Origin of the sequence: uncultured Cohaesibacter sp., from assembly GCF_963556055.3 — a bacterium.
In the GTDB taxonomy this organism is placed as follows: Bacteria; Pseudomonadota; Alphaproteobacteria; order Rhizobiales; family Cohaesibacteraceae; genus Cohaesibacter.
Genome location: NZ_CAUVYE020000023.1, coordinates 77,907 through 99,170, shown reverse-complemented (window position 1 = coordinate 99,170; position 21,264 = coordinate 77,907). Strand labels below are relative to the sequence as shown.

The following is a 21,264-nucleotide window of genomic DNA, read 5'->3' as shown; positions in this document are numbered from 1 at the left end:
GAGCTTTCAGCTTAAGACTATTCTATTATCGTTTCATCCGATCTAATAGCTATTTGATTTTCCTTTTCTATGTTAGCCCTCAAGAGATAAATCGCGACTTCCAACCGGCAACAGTCTGGTAACAGACTGATATATCGGGCTTCTTAGTCGAAAGTTGACTGTGGCCTGCCGAATTTCTTTCGCGAATTCTTGTTTCTGTGTTGAGGGATTGCCGCCATGAAAACTGTCATTGCCGAGCTTGAAAGACGTCGCGAGCAAGCGCGTTTGGGGGGGGGTCAGGATCGAATTGATGCCCAGCATCAAAGGGGTAAACTGACGGCACGAGAAAGAATTGAAGCCTTTCTTGATGAGAATTCTTTTGAAGAATTCGACATGTATGTCCAGCATCGTTGCACTGATTTTGGAATGGAAAAGGTCAAGATGCCCGGTGATGGTGTGGTCACGGGGTGGGGCACGGTGAACGGGCGTATTGTCTATGTCTTTGCCAAGGACTTTACGGTTCTTGGTGGCTCGCTTTCCTGGGCTCATGCTCAGAAGATCATCAAGATTCAGGATATGGCTCTCAAGAGCCGAGCTCCGATTATCGGGCTGTTTGATGCAGGTGGCGCCCGTATTCAGGAAGGCGTCGATGCACTTGGTGGCTATGGTGAGGTTTTCCAGCGCAATGTGATGTCATCGGGTGTCATTCCGCAGATTTCCCTCATTATGGGGCCATGCGCAGGGGGGGACGTCTATTCGCCTGCGATGACCGATTTCATTTTCATGGTTCGGGACCGCTCCTACATGTTTGTGACCGGGCCGGAGGTCGTCAAAACGGTCACGAACGAAGAGGTGACATCGGAGCAATTGGGCGGAGCTTCGGTTCACACGACGAAATCCTCGATTGCAGACGGGGCCTATGATGATGACATCGAAGCTCTGTTGCAGATGCGCCGTCTCATCGATTTCCTGCCGGAAAACAACACCACCTTGCCGCCACAGTTTGAAACGCATGACCCGTGGGATCGTGAGGACCAGTCTCTGGCGTCTTTGGTTCCGAACAATCCGAACAAACCCTATGACATGAAAGAACTGATCCTAAAGCTTGTCGATGAGCAGGATTTTTTCGAAATTCAGGAGTCTTTTGCGCGCAACATCATTGTCGGGTTTGGCCGAATCGAGGGGCGCACCGTGGGGATTGTCGCAAACCAGCCAATGGTGCTTGCAGGTGTGCTTGACAGCGATTGCTCGCGTAAGGCTGCTCGCTTCGTCCGTTTCTGTGATGCGTTTGAAATTCCGGTGATAACTCTCGTTGATGTGCCGGGGTTCCTGCCGGGTACCGATCAGGAATATGGCGGCCTGATCAAGCATGGCGCAAAGCTTCTGTTTGCCTATGCCGAGGCAACGGTTCCCAAGGTTACAGTGATCACTCGGAAAGCCTATGGTGGAGCCTACGACGTGATGGGTTCCAAGCATTTGCGCGGCGATATCAATTATGCCTGGCCGTCGGCTCAAATCGCGGTGATGGGAGCAAAAGGTGCGGTTGAGATCATTTTCCGCAAGGATCTTAATGATCCTGAGAAGATTGCCGCACACACCAAGGACTATGAAACCCGGTTCCTGTCGCCGTTCGTTGCTGCGGAGCGGGGCTTTATCGATGAGGTGATCATGCCACAACGAACGCGCCTGCGTGTGGCAAGGGCTCTGCGCATGCTTCGTCACAAGCGTCTGGAAAATCCTTGGAAGAAACACGACAATATTCCGCTATAGGGATTGTTGTCCGGTTCCGGTCGAGCCCCCTTTGGGCATTTGTTTGGCAAGGTCGCATGTCTGTTTTCGATATGCGACCTTGTTTTGTTTTGGGGTTTGAAATCACAGCTGTTTACGTCTGCGCCTGTTGCGAGACTGCTGTTATTTCAGTGAATTTTGTTCAAGGAAAGAAGCCAGCACCGTTTGGATATGGTCGATGGTTGGCTGATCCTGAAGCTGATCATTTGCGAATTTCGATGCGGCGTGGGTTACGGCCACCTCTGCCAATGGCACGAGTGTGCAGCGCATGCAGTAGAGTGTTTCTCTCATTTGCGCCTGAGCACGGACGCCTCCGAGTGGTCCTGGTGCGATCGTTGCGAAGAAAACGGGCTTGTTGGTGAAACAGCCTGTGAAGGCTGGCCGGGACAGCCAATCAAGGGCGTTTTTGAGAACACCGGGAATGCCGTGGTTGAATTCCGGCAAGGTGATGATGATTGCATCACTGGCCGCAATGGCTTTTCGGCCTTTGAGAACCGCTTCAGGGCCATCAGGAGTGTCTTCATCCTGATTATAATGCGGAATGAGCGCGATATCGAGTTCGCTGAAGGAGCTGCCTTCAGGCAGCATCTTTGCGATGGAGTGAAGCAGTTGTCGGGAATAGGACGCTTTTCGCAGACTGCCGCAGATTCCTACGATATTGAGAGAGTGTGTCATGACTTTTGCTTGTTGTGTTCATAAAAAAGGGAAAGCGCTCTTCAGTTTTGCTGAAAACGATAGCGCTTTTATGCAGGTTTTTGCAAAGACCGAAGAAAATGGCCTTTTGCGGGTTATGGTAGAATGTTTCCAGTCTGTCCGTCCATAGCGGATTTCGCTTTCTCCGGTCGTGCGGTTGTCGCGTTATCCTTTGTCGCTCGCATGAGTCAATGACAATCGAGTTGCTCGATTCCGGTTATGTCGACTTTCGAGATCATCTCGTCGATGGAGATGCCATTGAGAGAAAAGGTTGGATCGATGTCGCGTAATGGCACCAGCACAAAGGCGCGTTCCGTGATATAGGGGTGCGGAATGGTCAGATCGGGGCTTTGTATCTGTTCATTGCCATAGGTCAGAATGTCGATGTCGATGATGCGCGGTCCCCACCGTTCGCCTCTTTGCCGTCCCATGCGCATTTCGACATTCAGGCATGTTTCCAACAGTTGGTGAGGGGAAAGCGTCGTTTTCAGGCTTGCACAGGCGTTGATGAAAACCGCCTGATCGGTTTTCCCCCAAGGTGGCGTCTTGTAGAAAGGAGAACGGGTTTCAACCACCACTCCCTTCTGAAAAGACAGGGTCGAAAGCGTGTCATCAATCGTGATCGCCGGGTCGCCGATATTGCCCCCAAGGCTGATATAGACACCAATTTCTTCGGGACGATCGATCATGAAGCCTGTTCCTCGCTTTTTTGGTCGTAATCCCGGCGGTCTCTTGTAATTTCCACGGCAATGTCCTTGACGATGGCTGGGATTGGCGCCTCGGGCTTGCGCACTTTGATGCGCACTTGCTGTAAGGTTTCAAAGCTGAAAAGCAAGTCTTGTGCCACTGCTTCAGCCAGAGCCTCGATCAGTTTGAATCGTCTTTTGGTGACGATGACTTCTACATGCCGGGCGATATGGTCATAGCGCACGGTCTGGCTTTCATCATCACTTCTGCCAGCAGCGCGCAAATCGAGATAGCAGTCCAGATCGAAGTAGAAGCGCTGTCCAAGGCTTGCTTCTTCCTCGTAAACACCATGATAGGCAAAGAAAGCCAGATCTCTGAGGATTATTCGGTCCATAATGTGTGTTCCAGTGGCTCAGATCTGTTGCTGACGATGGATGGCATGGGCAACAGCTATCGCATCCTTGTGCTCGGCGACGTCGTGCACGCGAAAAATGACGGCTCCCTTCATCAAGGCAATCACGTTGGAAGCAATTGTTCCAAAGATCCGGTCTTGCGGATTTTCCTTGCCGGTCAGGGCACCAATAAACCTTTTTCTCGATGTTCCAACAAGTATTGGATACCCCCAAACGCACATTTGTTCAAGTCGAGCTAAAATTTCAGTATTTTCTTCCGTGTTCTTTGCAAAGCCGATGCCGGGGTCTAGTATGATGTTGCTGTCCTTTAGTCCCGCCGATAGGGCAATCTCTATCGAGCGGTCAAAAAAGCGCTTCATCTGGTCGAGAATATCGCAATCGGCCTGACGTTCATTTTCCCAATGATTGATGATGACGGGCGCCATATGATCTGCCGCCGCTTTGGCAATGTCCGGTTCGCGCTGAAGGCCCCACACATCATTGACGATATGGGCACCGGCTTCAAGAGCCTTGGCGGCAACGCGTGCCTTGTAGGTATCAATCGAAATCGCTTTCTCGGGGTTGGCCTTGGCAATTGCTGCGATGGCAGGCAAGACCCTTTGCAATTCTTCTTCTTCCGTGACGAGATGGGCGCCGGGGCGGGTCGATTCCCCGCCGATATCAAGAATGTCTGCCCCTTGCGCAGACAGTGTATCGGCATGAGCGAGTGCCTGATCCGTGGCGAGATAGCTGCCCCCGTCTGAGAAGGAATCCGGCGTCACATTGATGATGCCCATCAAAAGAGGCCTCTGTGACGGGACCCAGTCAATTGGCCCGAGCTTTCGTTTCTCTTGCGAAATCTGCATTGTCATCTCTACCTGTCTTTGCACCCCGTTTTCTTAGCAGGATTTGGAGTTGCGGGAAAAGCCGATAAGCGTGAAAGGCACCGAAATTGTCTGTCAAAACAGATTTGTTGCCAAGATTTCTCATCAAATAGTCTCATGTCTTTCTTGTAGTGTGTTGAAATGATTATATTTTCTCTTGATCCCTCCGATGGTTCGAATTGCTCTCATATTTTCCCCGGCTTACTAGTTCATGGGTAAAGCCTGGTCGTTCGGGTGGAGTTCGGGCGGGTGGAGTTCGGGCTCGGTTGCCCAATGTGCCAACGTCTGGAAAATGAAGTGGTCTCATCCTCCTTGCAAGCCAATTGGGGGATGCTGGCAAAAGCAGGATTGACATGTTTCGTAAGATATTGATTGCAAATCGTGGTGAAATCGCCTGCCGTGTTATCAAGACGGCAAAGGAAATGGGCATCGGCACCGTCGCTGTTTATTCAGATGCGGATGCAGACGCCATGCATGTGCAGATGGCAGATGAAGCGGTTCATATTGGCCCGTCTCCTGCTGCTCAATCCTATTTGCTTGGTGACAAGATCATCGAGGCATGCAAGGCAACAGGCGCAGAAGCGGTTCATCCCGGATATGGGTTCCTGTCAGAGAATGCGGACTTCTGCGAGGCGCTTTCGGCTGAAGGCATGGAGTTTATTGGCCCGCCTACCAATGCCATCAAGGCGATGGGTGACAAGATCGAGTCAAAGAAATTCGCCATTGATGCAGGGGTGTCGACGGTTCCCGGTCACATGGGAGTGATCGGGGACGCCGATGAGGCGGTTCGAATCGCCAGGGAAATCGGCTTTCCGGTGATGATCAAGGCCTCTGCTGGCGGGGGCGGCAAGGGCATGCGGATCGCATGGAATGAAGCGGAAACCAAAGAGGGGTTCCAGCTGGCGCGCTCAGAAGCCAAATCGTCATTTGGTGATGATCGATGTTTCATTGAGAAATATGTCGTCGGGCCACGCCATATCGAAATTCAGGTGCTGGCCGACAAGCATGGCAATGCCATTTATCTCAACGAACGCGAATGCTCCATTCAGCGCAGGAACCAGAAAGTGATCGAGGAGGCGCCATCCTCGTTCCTCGATCCAGACACGCGCAAGGCGATGGGCGAGCAGGCCGTCGCACTGGCCAAGGCCGTTGGTTATCATTCGGCCGGAACGGTCGAATTCATTGTCGACAAGGACAAGAATTTCTACTTCCTTGAAATGAATACACGCCTTCAGGTGGAACATCCGGTGACCGAGTTGATCACGGGTGTCGATCTGGTCGAGCAAATGATCCGTATCGCCAATGGTGAGATCCTGTCGCTCAAGCAGGAGGATGTGACGATCAATGGTTGGGCGATCGAAAGCCGGATCTATGCCGAAGATCCGCTGCGCAATTTCCTGCCATCAATCGGTCGTCTCGTGCATTATGAGCCGCCAATGGAGGGGACGGCCTCCGGCTTGACCATCCGCAATGACACGGGTGTCGAGGCAGGCTCTGAAATCACCATGTTCTATGATCCGATGATTGCCAAGCTCTGCACTCATGGCCCGACCAGAGAGGCGGCGATCGACCACATGTCGCGTGCGCTTGACGCATTCATCGTGGATGGTATCGAGCATAATGTGGCCTTTCTGACGACGCTCATGGAGCATCCGAAATGGCGTTCCGGTGACATCACGACAGGGTTTATTGCCGAGGAATTTCCTGAAGGGTTTCTTGGTGGGGCGCTTGACGAGAAAGACGAATTGGCGCTTGCCTGTGTTGCAACATCAATCGAGCTGGTGTTGCGCGACCGGCTGCATCGCTTCAAGGATACCCGCAAGCTTGAGAATATTCCCATGCATGAGCATTGGGTGGCGGCCTTTTCGAAAGAGACACGCTATCCCTTGCGCTTTTGCGGCGGCGAGCCGACGACGCCGATTGACATGGAACTGGCATTGCCTGACGGGCATATCGTCGCTGTCTTGTCAGACTGGGCGCCGGGCTGGAAGCTTTGGTGCGGTGAAGTCGGTGGCCGGGAGATGATCGTGCAGGTTCGTACCGGCCTCAACTCCCTGATTCTGACCTACAAGGGCGTGCGTCAGGAAATCAAGGTGATGCGGCCCCATGTCGCCGATATGGAAGCCATTTTGCCAAAGCGCATTCCGCCTGATACATCAAATCTGCTGTTGTGTCCGATGCCGGGACTGGTGGTTTCCATCGCTGTCAACGAGGGGCAGGTGGTTCAGGCCGGTGAGGCTTTGGCGACCGTTGAAGCGATGAAAATGGAGAATGTTCTCCGCGCCGAACGCGATCTTGTGGTTGAGAAAATTCTTGTCAAGCCAGGTGACAGTCTGTCAGTCGATGCGGTCATCATGGAATTTGAACGGCACGATGAAGAGGCTGCCTGAGGAGGGCGTTCAGATCAACCCGGTACCATCTTCGGGAGGTATCGGGTTGTCTAGAATCGGATGCGGATGAGTTCACGTGTAATATCGTGGTAGAGCTGATTGAGTTCCTGCTCGTAACGGTTTGCGATACTCATCCAGATCAATCCAATCGTTCCGACCAAGACGGCATATTCAAGCGCTACCGAGGCGTTGTCATCTTTGCAAAATGCAATAAACAGTGACTTTTTCATGTTCGTTATCCTTGCAATCTATTTCAATTTATTTCTACCTTAATAAAGGATTAATAAACAGGGAATGGCAAAGAATTTGTTTATTGTTGGTTAATATCAAAAGGCGAGTTTTTTTCTTTATGCACTTTTTTGGGGAGCTTGCTGCAACGCGGGACTCGTTCTTGCTTTCCGCGCCCAGGGGCGGCTTTGGCCTCGTCGCGGCAAAGGGTCACTGAGGTCCGCCAACGGGCAGACCTCTGGCGAAAAAGCGCCAGAGTTATGAATCTCTAGAGCGTGGCCATGCAAGTAGGGCCGAAAATCTTCTCGAATTCCTGCCTCAGGGTGATATCGACATCGGACATGGCAATCGGATAGCCAAGGTCGACGAAACTCGTCACGCCATGCTGCGCAATTCCGCAAGGGATGATGCCATTATAATGCTCAAGCTCCGGCTCGATATTCAGGCTGATGCCGTGGAAGGTAATCCATTTGCGGACACGAATGCCGATGGCGGCAATCTTGTCTTCCACGTCCGGGCCCTTTTGCGGGCGCGGCACCCAGACACCAACGCGATCATCCCGATGTTCGCCCTTGATATTGTGTTCGGCCAGGCTGTTGATGATCCATTTTTCAAGGGCGGCAACAAACAGGCGAATATCCTGTTTGCGTTGACTGAGGTCCAACATCACATAGGCAATGCGCTGACCGGGCCCGTGATAGGTGTATTGCCCACCTCGGCCGGTCGTGAAAACATCGAACTTGTCCGGTGCAACCAGATCTTTCGGGTTGGCGCTGGTTCCCGCAGTATAGAGAGGAGGATGCTCAAGCAGCCAGACGCATTCTTTCGCTTCTCCCTTGGCAATCTGCGTGATCCTTTTCTCCATGAAGCTGATAGCCTGCGGATAGGGAACCGGTGTGTCTGAGATCAGCCATTCGATGGCTGCATTGGTCCTTGACTGCATAGTGTTCATTGCATCAGCGTTGTTCATGTTGGTCCGTGCTGTTTTATAGGTTGCTGTCTTGAGGTGGCCGCCTTGGCCGTTGATGCCCGGTTTGCTGTTGGGGCAAATCACGCCATCCTTGTGATCAAGCGCCAGCTATTCTGCTTTTGGTGTCTTTGTTAACTTTTCATTTACCAAAGATAGTAACACTCTGTTAATGTCTTTCATGATCAGATCCCGTGCCTAACACGGAAAGGTGCATCGTGACCAATCTCGATTCAATTGCAATAGATATTTCGGTTGTTCTGGGCTCAACGGCCATCCCGATTCATCAGCTTCTGCGTATGGGGCGCGGTGCGGTTATCGAGCTTGATGCCCATGAAGAGGATGATTGTCTGATTTTGGCCAATGATATCCCTGTTGCTTATGGTCAGGTGATTCTGAGAGGCGAGAAGATCGGTATTTCAATCACTAAGGTCTTGATGCGCAGTGCCGAATGGCGCCCATTGCGCGGTATCCATCGCATGGAAGCCTAGTCTTTTCAGAAAAAGGCAGGGTTCGAAGCCAGCGCAATTTCGGCTGCCTGAAGAAATGTTCGGCCTTTGTCATCAACTTTCCACATTTGTTGTTGATCGCAGTCTAAATTGCTTGTCTGCCCGCAGCATATTTGATAGTTACACGCCACCAACAAGGCGAGAGCCTTGAATTGCCAACAGGCTTGCGGCCGTGGCGGAATTGGTAGACGCGCAGCGTTGAGGTCGCTGTGGGGTAACTCCCGTGGAAGTTCGAGTCTTCTCGGCCGCACCATTCTCTCTAGAAGAGAATTCTCTTTCCTGATGATTTTATGAGTGACGAAGGTTATGCCATCTGCTGGTGCGCCGTTGGTTTTTTATTGGGATTGAGGTTGCTCTCACTTTCAGATCTCTGAATGCAAGAGAAACCCGCCTTCATCTTCATTGTGAGTATCACCCTCTTTTCCGACTTGTAGGCATTGGGTTGCTTGTTCCGAGCGGGCCAACGGCTTGAGATGCGCGAGGCATTGCGGGCGTTCATGAAGCAGTGCTAAATCTACAAATGAATGTTTTGTCTGGAGCGGTTTCATTCCAAGTTGACGCATGTCCTGAATGGTGGCCGTTCGAAAGACTGCAACCAAGGCATCACATATTTCGGTGAAGGTTCAGGACAAGCGGCCTGAGCTTTTGTGCGTCAATCCAGAATTTCCACCGGTTCGGCCCATTGAATGAGAACGACGCACCCGTCTTCAGACCAGACATCGTGGCTGGTTCCTTCGGGGTTGCAGATGACCGCACCTGTTTCATACCGCCCATTTTCATCGCTCTGAGATCCTTCAACCACGATGATGGTCTCCAGTCCCTTGTGCAAGTGTCTTGGCACGCTGGCACCCGCTTCATATCGTAGAAATGCCCAGACCGGCCCGCTCTCCTGCTGCCAGAGATAATGAACCTCAACACCCTCGCGGAAGGGCTCGAAGGGAAGGTCTTTCCAGCCTTCTTGCAGAAGGCCTTCGAATGCTCGCTGTTCACTCATGGATGGCCTCCAGAATGGTATCGGTCTCGCAGGCCCAACCGACGATACCACCTTGGGCAATGATCATATCGATGGCGGCGTCCTTGAAATGCTGAAAATAGCTCTCGGTGGCATCCGTTGCCAGCAGGCAATCAAAGCCGCGGTCATTGGCCTCGCGCATGGTGGTCTGTACACACACTTCGGTTGTGACACCCGCAAAGACGAGTTGTTTCAATCCCTTGTCTGAAAGAAACTGGCCAAGGTCCGTGTGGTAGAAAGCGCCCTTGCCGGGTTTGTCAATCACCAGCTCGCCCGCAATGGGTGCAAGATCAGGCACAATTTCTGTTCCCGGTTCGCCAGCAACGAGAAGGCGTCCCATCGGGCCTTCTTCGCCGATCCGCAAGGAAGGATTGCCCCGATCCCGTTTGGCAGGGGGCAAGTCGGACAGATCAGGCTTGTGGCATTCGCGCGTGTGGATCACCGGAAGGCCTGCCGCGCGGAACCCGGCAATGAGGCGGGCGACGGTGGGGACAATGGCTCTCAGACGCGAGACATCGTTGCCAAGCGAGGCACCAAAGCCGCCATCTTCGAGAAAGTCCCGCTGCATGTCGATGACGACAAGGCCAATGCTGTCCTTTGAGTAGGGAAAGGCAAAGGGGCGGGCGCCGATATGATTGAGATCTGTTTTGTTCATGCTTATACTCGTCTGTAGGCTTACGCATGCCCTGCCATATAGTGACCGAGCGCCTTGGGGTCGGCATCTGCCACCGGCGTTTCAAATGCGATCCGGCCCTCGCTAATGACTGCGACGCGATCGGACAGTTCAAGAATTTCATCAAGATCCTCGCTGATGAGCAGAACTGCTGCGCCCCGGTTTCGGGCTTCCATGATGCGGTCGCGAATGGCGCGGGCTGCTGAAAAATCGAGACCGAAGCAAGGATTGGAGACAATCAGCAAGGTGACATCACCGCTCAACTCGCGGGCAAGGGCCGCGCGCTGCACATTGCCTCCCGACAGATCCCTGATCGGGGTGCGTGGTCCTTGTGTGCGGATGTCAAAATCTTCGATGAGCGCGTTGGCTCTTTGGATGATTCCTTTGCGATCAAGCAACAAACGGCCGTTTTCGTCAAAGCTTCTGAGGGCCAGATTGTCCGCGACGCTCATGTGGGGTGCCGAGGCATTGAGCAGGGGTTCTTCGGGGAGATAACGAACCTTGTGCTGGTGGGCTTCGCTGCGGGTTGCATGGTAGGGAGCCCCCTCGACGCAAATGGCACCGGACAGGAGACTGCGTTGGCCAGTGAGCATTTCCATGAGTTCGACCTGACCATTGCCGGAAATGCCTGCCAGCCCGACAATCTCGCCTGAACGCACATTTAGCGCGTCGATGGTGATTTCCTTGGTCCCACTGCGATCGATTGCCTTGGCGTGGTCAAGTGAGAGGACTGTCCGGCCCGTCTCTCCGGATCTCTCAAGCGGATTGGCGACGTCTGACTGTCCCATCATCATGGCGGCCATGTCGTCGTTGGACAGGTCTCCCACCCGCCCGGTGCCAACGCGCTTTCCGCGCCTGAGAATCGTGACGGTATCAGCAAAGGCGCGAACCTCGCGGAATTTGTGGGTGATCATGAGAACCGTAAGATCTCCGGTCTTGGTCATTTTGTGGACATGACCGAGTACCTCATCGGCTTCAGACGGGGTCAACACCGATGTCGGCTCGTCAAGAATGAGGAAGTGGTTCCCCAGATAGAGCTGTTTGAGGATTTCGAGCTTCTGTTTCTCACCGGCCGCGAGACTGTGAACCTGTCTGTTCAATGGTACCGAGAAGGGCATCGACGCCATGAAGTCATCAAGGCGCTGACGTTCCTTGCGCCATTCGATGATCTTGGGGGTATCTGTTCGCGCGATCACCAGATTTTCCGCCGCCGTCAGTGAAGGCACCAATGTGAAATGCTGATAGACCATGCCGAGACCGAGATCATAGGCATCCTTGGGGTCGTCTATCTCCACTTCCTTGTCATTGACCGTCATTTGCCCGTCGGTTGCCTTGTAGAAGCCCATCATGCATTTGACGAGTGTTGACTTGCCTGCACCATTTTCACCAAGCAGGGCATGGAACGAGCCTGCTTCGACCTTGATGCTGACCGCATCGAGTGCGGTGAAGTCACCAAAGCGCATGGTCATGTCGATCGTTTCAACCTTGGGGGCTTTGCGGCGGTCACTCATTCAGGCAACCCCGCAATGAGGGATGTGCTGTCGGAAATGGCTCCGAAGACGCCACCCTGCATCTTGACCATGCTGATGGCCGCGTCATGGTTGCCCTTGTCGGTCGCGCCACAGCAATCTTCCAGCAACAGGCACTCAAAGCCTCGATCGTTGGCCTCGCGCATGGTGGTGTGCACGCAAACGTCCGTGGTGATGCCGGTGAGGACGATATTCTCGATGCCGCGAAGACGCAGGATCAGTTCGAGATCAGTGGCGCAGAAACTGCCCTTGCCGGGCTTGTCGATGATCACTTCGCCGGGCAGGGGAGCCAGTTCGTCGATGATCTCCCATCCCGGTTCACCGCGCACCAATATCTTGCCGCAGGGGCCGGGGTCGCCAATGCCCGCGCCAATCTGCTGGGAGCGCCAGCGCTTGTTGGCTGGCAGATCGGAAAGATCGGGTCGATGGCCTTCGCGGGTGTGCATGATGGTGTAGCCCTTGGCCCGCATGGCCGCGAGCACGGCCTTGATCGGCTCGATGGGCGCTCGGGTCAGTGACAGGTCATAGCCCATCTTGTCGACATAGCCGCCCTTGCCGCAGAAATCGGTCTGCATGTCGATGACGATAAGGGCGGTATTGTCCGGGCGCAGATCGCCATTATAGGGCCATGCATAGGGAGAAGAAGCGATGCTTGCCATGATTATTGATCCTTCTCTGTTTCGCCATAAAGGCGGGTGGGTTCACCAAAGCCGCAGCTTGTGCCATCGGTGACCTTGATCTCATCTTCCCACGGAAGACGATAGTTTCCGGCTGCGAGGTCTTGCATATAGGTATAGGGGCAATCCTGCGCTCCGCCTTTTACTGCGACATAGCCGCGGTGGCCGAATTGGTAGATATTGTTCTCAACGCCCCATCCGATGCGGGCTTCGCGCACGAGATCAGGGCGGACTTCGGCGGTTATGATCTCATCTGCGCGTCCGGTCGTGCCATGGGAGAGAATGGTGCCATCGAAATTGCAGATCATGCCTTCGCCCATGGAATCAAACGTTCCGTCCGAACCGCACATGCAGACGTTCGCCGTAACCATCAGATTGCAGAAGGCGTTGGACTGGTTGGTGAAGCGCCAGGCCTCGCGCAGAGGTGCCGTGTAGCCAGCGGTGCGGATCATGATCTCAGCCCCCTTGTAGGCGCATTCGCGGGCCATTTCGGGGAACATGCCATCGTGGCAGATGATGAGCGCGATCTTCGATCCCTTGGGACCATCGCAGACGGGGATACCACCATCGCCCGGTTCCCATGGCTCCACGGGCACCCATGGATGCATCTTGCGGTAATAGAGTTTCAGATTGCCCTGATCGTCAAAGATGATGCCGCTGTTATAGGGCATGCCGCCGGGGTTGAGTTCCATGATGGAGAAACACCCCCAGATCCTGTTGTCGATGCAGGCCTGACGCATGGCGGCCACTTCCGGGCCATCCATCGTGCACATGATTTCCGGATTGATATCCATGGAAAGGCCATGAAGAGCATATTCGGGGAACACCACCAGATCCATGCCCGGCTGATTGCGGCGGGCCTTGCCAACCAGTTCGACAACGCGGGCCGTTTGAGCCGTCAGGTCTGCCTTGGTTTCGACGACCGGCAGCTGCAACTGGACAAGGCCGATGCCGACACCTTTCTCCGACACGTTCAAACCACTTAATCCGCTCATGCTCATGCTCCGTTATTTGGTGATGCTCAATTCGCCCGGCGCTCCTGTCATGGCGCGTTCGGTTGAGGAGGTTGCAACCAGAATGCCAAGGGTCAGGACGTAAGGGGCGGCGTAGAATAGATAATATCCTTGTGTGATACCTACAGATTGCAGGGCCGGGCCTATCGCTCCGGCTCCGCCGAACAACAGGGCCGCCCAAAAACAGTTGATCGGGTTCCAGCGGGCGAAAATGACCAGTGCCACGGCCATCAGACCCTGCCCCGAGGCTATGCCCTCGCTCCAGCTGCCTGGGTAATAGAGAGAAAGGTAGGATCCGCCGACCCCGGCAAAGGCCCCGCCGACTGCAGTCGAGAGAATGCGGACGCGCGTGGGGCGGATGCCCAGAGTGCGGGCGGCGTCGGTGCTGTCGCCAACGACCCGTACCGTCAGGCCGATGCTGGTGTTGCGGAACATCCAGGCCATGACGAAGGCCAGAATGGCACCTGCGATGAACAGAACATTGACCTGTAACGCTGCCTGGACCTGCGGAATGTCGGACCACCAGCCGAACGGGATGGACGGCAAGCGTGGCGCCGAAGGCTGGATGTAGGGTTTGCCGAAGTAAAAGGCGAGGCCGAGACCGACGATCATCAAGGAAATGCCAACGGCAATATCGTTGACGTGGCGAAAGCTGCAAAGCCACCCATGCACAAGACCGAAGGCAAGGCCCGCCAAGGCTGCACAGGCCACCCCCACGAAGGGAGAGCCGGAATGATAAGACATGGCGTAGCCAGTCATGGCGCCAATGACCAGTGTTCCTTCCAGCCCCAGATTGATGCGCCCCGATCGCTCGGTGAGGCATTCGCCAAGGGAAACGAAAAGGAACGGGGTTGAGACGCGGATGGCTCCGCCGAGAATTGCGAGGGGCACGCCCCACATGCCCAAGGCCGAACCGAGTGCTGAAGCGTCTGTCATTTTGCCCTCGCTGCAATCAGGATCTTGCGGATGAGGCTGTCCGAGCGGCCATAAAGGGTTTCGCTCAGTAGCACGAGAATGAAAATACACCCTTCAAACACCAGAATGGTGGCGTCGGGTAGATCCATGCGGCGCTGCACCAGACCGCTGGACGCTTCGATGCCACCAAACAGAAGTGCAACGGGGATGATGGCCAGAGGATGGTGGCGCGCCAGAAAGGCCACCAGAATGCCCGTGTTTCCGACACCGGAAATGAGGGAGTCGTTGGCATTGCCATAAATCGCGGACACTTCAAAAAAACCGCCAAGACCTGCGAGGCCTCCGGCAAGGCCGGTGAAACCGATCACCAGTCGGGAGACCGGCAAACCCTGAACCTGAGCTGCACGGATATTGTCTCCCGTAACGCGAGCGGCAAAGCCGACGGTCGTGCGTTCCAAAAGGAAATAGCAGGCAATGCAGACAAGGATCCCGACGGGAACCCCCCAATGGGTGCTCAGAAACGGGAGATCGGTAACCCGCAACACATCGGGGATGGGCATGGTCGCTGGTTTGTTGAGACTTGCAGGATCGCGGAAGACGCTCTCGACCAGCTGATTGAAGATGGCCGTTGCGATATAGGCCATGAGAAGAGAGGAAATGGTTTCATTGACGCCGCGCTTGACGCGCAAGGCTCCGACGGTGCCGATCCAAATGCCGCCAACCAGAAAGGAGGCGATGATCATCAAGGCAAAGCCGATGAATGCCGGATATGTGCCGCAGCTTGCGCCAACAACGGCGGCAGCCAGACCTCCCAGAATGATTGCACCTTCACCTCCGATCACCATCAGGCCCAGTCTGGCAGGAATGGCTACGCACAGAGCGGCCATCAGCAGGGGGCTGACGTGAGACAGAGTGTTCTTCCAGGAAAAGGCCGAACTGAAGGCGGCGCGCCAGACAAGAGAGAAGAACTCCAACGGAGATTTTCCCTCTGTCATCAGGAAGAGCGAGAAGAGTATGGACCCTGCGATCAAGGCAAGCAGGGGAATGCCGAAGGATTCAATCCTTCCGATGACCCAGCTTGGAAGAGCAGGGTGGCGGCCGGTGGCCGCCACGTCATTTTGGGAAATGTTGGTCATGTATCAGTTCGTCGAGCCGATGACACCTTCCACCAGATAATCCATGGATTCCAGCGCAATGTCGGTTTCAGGGAATGCCTGTCCGGCGGTCGCAACCACGTTGCCCTTGTTGTCTTTGAGCGGGCCCTTGATTGCAGCAAATCCGCCTTTCATGATTTCGGCCTTGACGGCTTCGAACTGCTTGGCGGCAGCTTCCGTGACAGATGGGCCGAGTGGAGACATTTTAATGAAGCCATCCGTTAAACCACCGCGAACGAAGTTGTCAATCGGTTCGCCAGCGAGCGCCTTTTTGACAAAGTCGGTGTAGACATGTGGCCAGTTCCATTCTGCGCCGGTAAGGTATTTTTCGGGAGCCAGTGTGCTCTGGTCGACATGATAGCCACAGACATAGCAGCCACGGGCCGCAGCGGTTTCAACAACAACTTTCGGGCCGTCAACATGGCAGGTGATGACATCGGCACCCTGGTCGGCAAGAGCGTTGGTGGCTTCGGCTTCCTTGACTGGCAGAGACCAGTTGCCGGTGAAGATGACCTGACAGGTGATTTCGGGATCAACAGCGCGAGCCCCCAGCAGGAAGGAGTTGATGTTGTTGAGCACCTGAGGGATCGGTTTGGCGGCAACGAAGCCGATTTTCTTGCTCTTGGTCATGTGTCCCGCAACAACACCATTCAGATACTGCCCCATGCCGATATAGCCGAAATAGGAGCCCGCGTTGGAAGGGTCGCCTTCTTTCCAGAGGCCGCCACAATGCTGGAAGCGGACGTCAGCATATTTGGGGGCGGTTTCTTTGATATAGGGGTCATAATAGCCGAAGGACGTCGGGAACAGCAGGGCGGCTCCATCGAAGTTGATCATAGATTCCATCGTGTTGACCACATCAACCGATTCAGGAACATTTTCTTCTTCCAGAACAGTGACGCCTTCCATGGCCTTGACGGCCGCTGCGCCTTCCGCATGAGCCTGGTTGTAGCCATAGTCGTCCTTTGCGCCGACATAGACGAAGCCGACTGTCAGTTTGCCAGCAGCAAATGCTGCACGCATTCCAAATGGCATTGCCGTTGTCGCGACAAGAGCTCCTGTTGTCTTCAGGAAGCTACGACGAGAAAAGGGGGAAATAAGGGTTTTCTTCATTGGATTTCTCTCCGAAATAACAGGTAAGCAATGAGAATGCGCTGGGTCGTCCTGATTTTTGTTGGACAGGTGATTGCTTTGATGTTGAAAGAGTAGCGATGTCTTGCGCTTCTGGCTTCTGCTATTTTTTCCCAAGTCCGGTGCATAAAATGCATCGCTCCGCCATTCTGGTCATGTTTGACCGGTGTTGAGCCGTTCCATGGCAACAATCAGAGTTTCGGCAAAGCGGGCCGAGGCAATCGGAAGGGTTCTCCCCTTCATCTGGCCAAGCAGAAGAGATCCGGCAGGCATGTCGCGGGTTGAAATCGGGCGACTGATGAGACCGCTCTGTTCGGTAAGGCGCAACCCGATGGAAATCTGAAAACTGATGGCGTCTTCGAACTCGACATAGTGGCGCATGAAATCAAAGGAATCGGACTGGATGACCGGCTGTAATGTCCGTGAGGTTCCTGCGAGGGCTCTTTCCAACATATGCCGTACTGCATAGGCAGAGGAGGGCATGACATGGGGATAGTCAAGGCATTCTCTAAGCCGCACTTCCGATTGCGCAGCCAGAGGATGATCCTTGCGCATGACCGCGTTTACCACTTGCGGAATTGCGGAGAGGACCGAAAAGTCAACCATATGAACCGGTTCCAGCACCAGCGCCAAATCGCTCTTGAAGGTGATCAGGTCCTGTTCTGCCGCCGCCCTGTCTCTGATATTGACGCTGAATGTCACACCGGGATGCTCGGTGCGATAGGCTGAGATATGGGCCGGGAGAAAGTAGGGGCTCAGGGCTTGCGAGCAGGCAATGGATATATGTCCTCGTCGTTCACCCGCCAGATCGGCGACCTGGCTTTGCACCCGCTTGAGGTCTGATTGCTGGGAGCGGAAATGCTGTAGCAACAACTCTCCGGCGGGGTTGAGGCGAACACCGCGTGGCATACGTTCAAAAATTTCATAGCCGAACTCGCTCTCGAAGCGCTGAATGCGTCGGTTGAGCGCTGAGGCGGTGATGTTCATGTCGTCGGCTGCCTTGCGAATGGAGCCTGCGCGCATGACCGCCTCAATATATCGGAAGTCCTGGAGATGTTTCATGCTCTCCTCCTGCGATGAAATGAGCGTTGCATTTGATGCACCAGTTTTGTGAAATAATAGCAATAGAGTTTTCGGTCTGATCGGGCAATGTCTTTAGCAGAACCAAAGAGGAAACGAAGCTATGACCACGCCCATGACGATTTCGGATCTCCACAAGGCCTATGCGGAAGGTACCCCTCCTGAAGAGATCATTGCTGCGGTTTATGCCCGGATTGCGGAGGTCGCCGATCCGGGGATATTCATCACCTTGCGCGATGAACAGGACGTTTTGGGAGAGGCAAAGGCACTGGGGAAATTCGATTCCGAGAAACCTTTGTGGGGTATTCCTTTCGCAGTGAAAGACAATATTGATGTTGCTGGTCTGCCAACAACAGCGGCCTGTCCGGCTTGGGAATATGCGCCATCGGAAGATGCTTTTGTCGTGGCCAGACTGCGCAAGGCCGGGGCGATTGTCATTGGCAAGACCAATCTTGATCAGTTCGCCACCGGTCTGGTCGGTGTCCGCACGCCCTATGGCGCGCCGAAAAACGCACTGGATCCCGCTATCGTACCCGGCGGATCGTCAGGGGGATCGGGGGTGAGTGTCGCCCATGGGATTGTCTCATTTGCTCTTGGAACCGACACCGCAGGATCGGGGCGCGTTCCGGCAGCGCTTAACAATATTGTCGGCCTGAAACCCTCACTTGGATCATGGTCTGCGTCGGGGTCCGTGCCAGCCTGTCGATCAACCGAGACGATTTCTGCATTTGCCCTCACTGTTGAGGACGCCTATCGCGTGCATCAGGTGGCTTGCGGTTTTGATGAAAAGGACGCCTATTCAAAAGCCATCGAGGCGCCGGGGCTTTTTTCCATCAAAACGCCTCTTACAATCGGCATTCCGAACAAGGACAGCATCAAGTTCATGGGAGACGATGCGCAGGCAGCCTCATTCGCGCAAGGCATCGCGCTTCTGGAAGCGGCTGGGCATAAAGTGGAGCCCCTTGATTTTACGCCCTTTTATGACATCGCCGAGATGCTCTATGAGGGGGCATGGGTTGCCGAACGCAACAGTGTCATCGAACAGCTGATGGCTGATGATCCCGAAGCGATCCTTGCCGTCACACGAAAGATTGTCGGCAAGGCCAACAATCTGACCGCGACGGATGCATTCAGGGGTTTTTATCGCCTCAGGGAGCTGAGCCGCAAAGTCGAGCCTCTGCTGGACAGGCTCGACTTGCTTTGTGTTCCCTCCATTCCGACCTTCTATTCGGTTGCAGATCTGGAGGCTGATCCGGTAACGCCCAATTCCAATCTTGGCACCTACACCAATTTCGTCAACCTGCTTGACATGTGCGGGCTGGCCGTGCCGATCCCTGCTCGCTCCGATGGGCGACCGGGCAGCGTGACCCTGCTGGCACGTTCTGGAAAAGATGCTCTGATAGCTTCGCTTTCCACTTGCCTTGAAGGGGCAGGAGAAAGAAAGCTTGGCGCAACATCCTGGTCGTTGCCTGACAGACACCCCGTTGCCGAGCTTCCTGCCGGACATGTCAAACTGGCGGTCTGTGGTGCGCATCTTGAGGGCCTGCCTCTCAACTGGCAGCTGACGGACAGGGGGGCGTTTTTGCTCGAAGAGACGACTTCGGCACCGTTCTATCGCTTCTATTCACTGGCCGGGGAAGGTGTCAAACGCCCCGGAATGATCCGGACAACCGAACAACAGGTCAACGGCGTTGCGGTTGAGGTTTGGGCCATGCCGCTTGTTGAACTCGGTTCGTTCCTTGCCGGAATTCCCGCACCTCTCGGACTTGGAAAGGTTGAGCTGGCCAGCGGCGAAGAGGTCTGCGGGTTCATTTGCGAAGCCTCAGGAGCTGAGGGAGCGGAAGATATCACCGCGATTGGAAGTTGGCGCCGCTTCATGAAAGAATGACCGCGGTCTGCAACCGGCTCCCCGCAAAAAGGCGGCATTAGGTATCTCGAAAAGGTCTGTATGCTTAATTATTTCTTTTTATTGCTACAGATGTCCAAGTGACATTGTGCATCAATCGGCGGAAACTGTCTTAATGATATCATGGTGCGAAAGGTTGCAAGGCTAGAGCGCTGATCACAGAAGTGAAAAGACAAGCACTTAAACAATCTCTGTTTGATGCCGCCTCTCGCAAAAGAGGGCCGAGACATGCAAGCAAGTCGCTTTTTCCCCGTCCATTGCAAACCGGGCATCACGGGCCTGCCTTTGTTGCCGGTGATGCTGGCTTTCGTTCTGTTTTGGGTGGCAGACCTTACAAAGGCCGCGAGCCTGCCCGACGATGCGCCCTTCCCATATCGCTGGGCTGATAGCCGGGATGTTGGTCTTCCTGCTTACATGGCAGGGGACAGGACAAAACCCATTGGGTTTCGATTGGCAATCCCGGACTTTTGGCAAAGCCAATTGATTGAAGAAGAAAACGGCTTTTCCTTGTTGTTTGTCGGTGCCGACAAGACGAGTGGCGAGGATCCCCCTATCGGGATGTTGCTTGGGGTTTTTCTCGGAGCCAAGACCGATTATTCATCCCTGGACGCCATGACAGAATCCTATCGGGACACAAGCATTGCGTCTCAGCGCCTGCTCTATCAGTTCAAGGACAGGCAGGATGGCCATGACTATGAGTTCTATCACATAGAGTATCCGGACCAGAAAAGCGGCAAGCTGCTGCATGAATTCGCTTTCTTCATCGAGACAAAATACCTGATTTATCGATTTGGCTTTCTTACTCAGGCAACGCAATCAGAGCGCAATGAGTTGTTTGTCTGGTCCATTTTCAATTCAATCCGCTTTTATGACGAGCCACTGAAATAGGGGGAGAGACATGACATTTTGTACTCAATGCGGCACCAACATTCCGGATAATGCCAAATTCTGTCCCTCTTGCGGTTCCTCGCTAACGGCATCGGATGTCGGAGGTGCCCAATCACATTCTGATCCGAAGATGGGCCAAAATACATCTTCGGGCATTTCAGATGGCCAGGCATCTCCCTATGTGGGGTTCGGCAAACGCTTTGTTGCCCATCTGGTCGATCTGATCATCGTTTTCATAATCTTCTATGTCATCGGCATGCAAGTGGCCGAAAATGTCGGTGGGGTGACCGATGAAGGCTTTGCCCTGGAGGGAACGCCGGCTGTGGTCGTCATGGCGTTGAGTTTCTTTGCCTCGCTTTTGTATTTTATGCTCACCGAGGGGCGCGGCGGTCAGTCCTTCGGCAAAATGGTGATGGGTATCAAGGTTGTTTCAACCGATGGATCTGCCTGTTCCATGCGGCAGGCGTTCATCCGCAATTTTCTTCGCATCATCGATGGCTTCTTCTTCTATCTGATCGGTATCATCCTGATGATGCGATCTGATCGCAAGCAGCGTCTGGGTGACCGGATCGCAGAAACGGTGGTCATTCGCAAGACAAAGGCAGTTCAGGGCGATGCCTATGTCTATCGCTCCGGTGACAAAAAGGCCCCTGATCCTGAGCAAGACGGCAAAGCGAAGTTTCGGTCTTCCTGGGGTGTCAAGAAAGGCAGGGATGCCTGGGATGTCTAGAGTCTGCGAGGGTGCTGAAAGCGCTCTGTTGCCATGAAT

The 21,264-nt window shown here is 54.2% G+C and carries 21 protein-coding genes and 1 tRNA gene; 7 read left to right on the top strand and 15 right to left on the bottom strand.

Features of this window, described 5'->3' with window-relative positions; genetic code table 11:
• The first annotated feature begins 216 nt into the window (after window positions 1–216).
• A complete protein-coding gene (locus ACHZB8_RS15835) occupies window positions 217–1,749 on the top strand; it encodes an acyl-CoA carboxylase subunit beta (RefSeq protein ID WP_316861740.1) in 1,533 nt (510 codons plus the stop codon).
• A 141-nt stretch (window positions 1,750–1,890) separates the two neighbouring features.
• Here the strand turns inward: ACHZB8_RS15835 and ACHZB8_RS15830 are convergent, their stop codons facing one another.
• The 4 genes from ACHZB8_RS15830 to folP all read right to left on the bottom strand — a co-directional run bounded on the left by ACHZB8_RS15830 (window position 1,891) and on the right by folP (window position 4,405).
• Window positions 1,891–2,442, bottom strand: a complete 552-nt coding sequence (locus ACHZB8_RS15830) for an NADPH-dependent FMN reductase (protein ID WP_316861739.1) — start codon at window positions 2,440–2,442, stop codon at window positions 1,891–1,893.
• Between the two features lie 206 nt (window positions 2,443–2,648).
• Window positions 2,649–3,149 carry a 2-amino-4-hydroxy-6-hydroxymethyldihydropteridine diphosphokinase gene (gene folK / locus ACHZB8_RS15825; protein ID WP_316861737.1) on the bottom strand — a complete coding sequence of 167 codons (501 nt, stop codon included), beginning with the start codon at window positions 3,147–3,149 and terminating at the stop codon, window positions 2,649–2,651.
• A complete protein-coding gene (folB, locus tag ACHZB8_RS15820) occupies window positions 3,146–3,541 on the bottom strand; it encodes a dihydroneopterin aldolase (protein WP_316861735.1) in 396 nt (131 codons plus the stop codon). Before folB ends, folK begins: the two co-directional genes overlap by 4 nt.
• An 18-nt stretch (window positions 3,542–3,559) precedes the next feature.
• A complete protein-coding gene (gene folP, locus ACHZB8_RS15815; protein WP_316861733.1) occupies window positions 3,560–4,405 on the bottom strand; it encodes a dihydropteroate synthase in 846 nt (281 codons plus the stop codon).
• A gap of 371 nt (window positions 4,406–4,776) precedes the next feature.
• Here folP and ACHZB8_RS15810 point away from each other — a divergent pair, with 371 nt between their 5' ends.
• Entirely contained in the window at window positions 4,777–6,813 is a 2,037-nt protein-coding gene (locus tag ACHZB8_RS15810) for an acetyl/propionyl/methylcrotonyl-CoA carboxylase subunit alpha (RefSeq protein WP_316861732.1), read from the top strand.
• 50 nt (window positions 6,814–6,863) lie between these two features.
• Here the strand turns inward: ACHZB8_RS15810 and ACHZB8_RS15805 are convergent, their stop codons facing one another.
• Window positions 6,864–7,043 (bottom strand): hypothetical protein, encoded by a 180-nt coding sequence (locus tag ACHZB8_RS15805; protein WP_316861731.1) that lies wholly within the window; start codon window positions 7,041–7,043, stop codon window positions 6,864–6,866.
• Between the two features lie 266 nt (window positions 7,044–7,309).
• Complete coding sequence (gene lipB, locus ACHZB8_RS15800; protein ID WP_316861730.1) at window positions 7,310–8,011, bottom strand: lipoyl(octanoyl) transferase LipB; 702 nt, start codon at window positions 8,009–8,011, stop codon at window positions 7,310–7,312.
• Between the two features lie 215 nt (window positions 8,012–8,226).
• On the opposite strand from lipB, the gene ACHZB8_RS15795 reads away from it, so the two are divergent.
• Together ACHZB8_RS15795 and ACHZB8_RS15790 are read left to right on the top strand one after the other, a co-directional pair.
• Window positions 8,227–8,499 carry a FliM/FliN family flagellar motor switch protein gene (locus tag ACHZB8_RS15795; RefSeq protein ID WP_316861728.1) on the top strand — a complete coding sequence of 91 codons (273 nt, stop codon included), beginning with the start codon at window positions 8,227–8,229 and terminating at the stop codon, window positions 8,497–8,499.
• A gap of 184 nt (window positions 8,500–8,683) precedes the next feature.
• A tRNA-Leu gene (locus tag ACHZB8_RS15790) sits at window positions 8,684–8,770 on the top strand.
• Window positions 8,771–9,169: 399 nt separating this feature from the next.
• On the opposite strand, the gene ACHZB8_RS15785 is transcribed toward ACHZB8_RS15790, so the two are convergent.
• The 9 genes from ACHZB8_RS15785 to ACHZB8_RS15745 all read right to left on the bottom strand — a co-directional run bounded on the left by ACHZB8_RS15785 (window position 9,170) and on the right by ACHZB8_RS15745 (window position 17,683).
• Window positions 9,170–9,511, bottom strand: a complete 342-nt coding sequence (locus tag ACHZB8_RS15785; protein ID WP_316861726.1) for a cupin domain-containing protein — start codon at window positions 9,509–9,511, stop codon at window positions 9,170–9,172.
• Window positions 9,504–10,184, bottom strand: a complete 681-nt coding sequence (locus ACHZB8_RS15780) for an isochorismatase family cysteine hydrolase (RefSeq protein WP_316861725.1) — start codon at window positions 10,182–10,184, stop codon at window positions 9,504–9,506. The genes ACHZB8_RS15785 and ACHZB8_RS15780 overlap by 8 nt, the downstream gene beginning before the upstream one ends.
• Before the next feature lie 20 nt (window positions 10,185–10,204).
• Entirely contained in the window at window positions 10,205–11,713 is a 1,509-nt protein-coding gene (locus tag ACHZB8_RS15775) for an ABC transporter ATP-binding protein (protein ID WP_316861724.1), read from the bottom strand.
• Complete coding sequence (locus ACHZB8_RS15770; protein ID WP_316861722.1) at window positions 11,710–12,390, bottom strand: isochorismatase family cysteine hydrolase; 681 nt, start codon at window positions 12,388–12,390, stop codon at window positions 11,710–11,712. The genes ACHZB8_RS15775 and ACHZB8_RS15770 overlap by 4 nt, the downstream gene beginning before the upstream one ends.
• 2 nt (window positions 12,391–12,392) lie before the next feature.
• Complete coding sequence (locus ACHZB8_RS15765) at window positions 12,393–13,403, bottom strand: formamidase (RefSeq protein WP_316861721.1); 1,011 nt, start codon at window positions 13,401–13,403, stop codon at window positions 12,393–12,395.
• A gap of 12 nt (window positions 13,404–13,415) precedes the next feature.
• Window positions 13,416–14,357, bottom strand: coding sequence for an ABC transporter permease (locus ACHZB8_RS15760; protein ID WP_316861720.1), 942 nt, complete (start codon window positions 14,355–14,357; stop codon window positions 13,416–13,418).
• A complete protein-coding gene (locus ACHZB8_RS15755; protein ID WP_316861719.1) occupies window positions 14,354–15,472 on the bottom strand; it encodes an ABC transporter permease in 1,119 nt (372 codons plus the stop codon). The genes ACHZB8_RS15760 and ACHZB8_RS15755 overlap by 4 nt, the downstream gene beginning before the upstream one ends.
• Window positions 15,473–15,475: 3 nt before the next feature.
• Window positions 15,476–16,603, bottom strand: a complete 1,128-nt coding sequence (locus tag ACHZB8_RS15750; protein WP_316861718.1) for a BMP family ABC transporter substrate-binding protein — start codon at window positions 16,601–16,603, stop codon at window positions 15,476–15,478.
• Window positions 16,604–16,774: 171 nt separating this feature from the next.
• Entirely contained in the window at window positions 16,775–17,683 is a 909-nt protein-coding gene (locus tag ACHZB8_RS15745; RefSeq protein WP_316861716.1) for a LysR family transcriptional regulator, read from the bottom strand.
• Window positions 17,684–17,804: 121 nt separating this feature from the next.
• Here ACHZB8_RS15745 and atzF point away from each other — a divergent pair, with 121 nt between their 5' ends.
• The 3 genes from atzF (at window position 17,805) to ACHZB8_RS15730 (ending at window position 21,225) form a co-directional block, all read left to right on the top strand.
• The gene (atzF, locus tag ACHZB8_RS15740) at window positions 17,805–19,589 is read left to right on the top strand and encodes an allophanate hydrolase (RefSeq protein ID WP_316861714.1); all 1,785 of its coding nucleotides are present in this window, start codon (window positions 17,805–17,807) and stop codon (window positions 19,587–19,589) included.
• Between the two features lie 246 nt (window positions 19,590–19,835).
• A complete protein-coding gene (locus ACHZB8_RS15735) occupies window positions 19,836–20,495 on the top strand; it encodes a hypothetical protein (protein ID WP_316861712.1) in 660 nt (219 codons plus the stop codon).
• Between the two features lie 10 nt (window positions 20,496–20,505).
• Window positions 20,506–21,225, top strand: coding sequence for an RDD family protein (locus ACHZB8_RS15730; protein WP_316861711.1), 720 nt, complete (start codon window positions 20,506–20,508; stop codon window positions 21,223–21,225).
• Window positions 21,226–21,264 lie beyond the last annotated feature (39 nt).